Origin of the sequence: Clostridium fessum (genome assembly GCF_003024715.1) — a bacterium.
Taxonomy (GTDB): Bacteria; Bacillota; Clostridia; order Lachnospirales; family Lachnospiraceae; genus Otoolea; species Otoolea fessa.
In genome coordinates this window covers 1-975 of record NZ_PYLO01000017.1, presented here as the reverse complement: position 1 = coordinate 975, position 975 = coordinate 1, and the positions used below count along the sequence as shown (strand labels likewise).

Annotated in this window: 1 protein-coding gene; it reads right to left on the bottom strand. The window is 38.8% G+C overall.

What is annotated here, in order from left to right:
* The coding region (locus C7U56_RS15265) for an IS110 family RNA-guided transposase (RefSeq protein WP_107001915.1) at positions 1–975 on the bottom strand (975 nt) is incomplete at both ends.

Below are 975 nucleotides of genomic sequence, written 5' to 3'. Positions count from 1 at the left end.
TCTGAGAAATTTATTAGCGCCTGCAGTCATGTAAACATAGTACGGTTTACCCTGGGCACGTTTTCTGTCCATGAATTGATATACAGGATCATCTTGCGGCATTGTTTTAATAAGAACATCCATTACTTGAAAAAGAGTCTTTCTTAAATTTGAAGACCCACGTTTGGATGTTGGAACACTTTTTTGTGCATAGGAGCCAGACTCGTTTACGCCAGGATCTACCCCGGCGAAAGCAGTAAGGGCTCCTTTATGTGTAAATCTGGTTATATCACCGATCTCAGCCATAAGCTGTGGACCAAGAGATGGACCAATCCCTTTAAACTGCATAACAATCGGGTACTCTGGAAGTTTTGAGGCGGTTTCATTCATGAGAATGCGTATTGTTTCGACGGTAGCGGAAGTGCTGTTAAGCTGAGCGATAGCTTGTCTAATGATGCGTTTGGTTATTTCGTTTTTAGGAAATACCGGGACAAGTTCCGTTGCCTTGGTATAAATTTCTTCGGCTTTYGATTTATTGAAGATATATTTTTTTTGCTTGCACCAGTTTTGATAGTGTTTAACAAAAGAATTTAGAGACATTTTACGAACGCAATCTACATGCCAATACGTATAGACAAAATCAACCCATTTTTGGGAGCCATCACTGCGGGGTGGACTATTAAAATAAGTATTTGCATTTGAGTATGTCTGGTCAATGAGATTAATAAGATTATTTTTCATAGCCGTTTTTTGTTTCACATAGAAATGAAACTGACGATTCATGGCCTTTAGTTGTGTGCGCAATTCATCCACAATACTATATGGTTTAAGATTTTGCCATTTGTCAAGAGCATAGCGGGCGATCTTGATGGAATCAGCTTTGTCAGATTTAACTTTGCGAAGAGAGTCATTATTAAAGTTTTTGACTAGCTTAGGATTAACAGCACTGACAAACAGACCAGCTGCTGAAAATTGCTGAGCAAGTACTTCGTAATA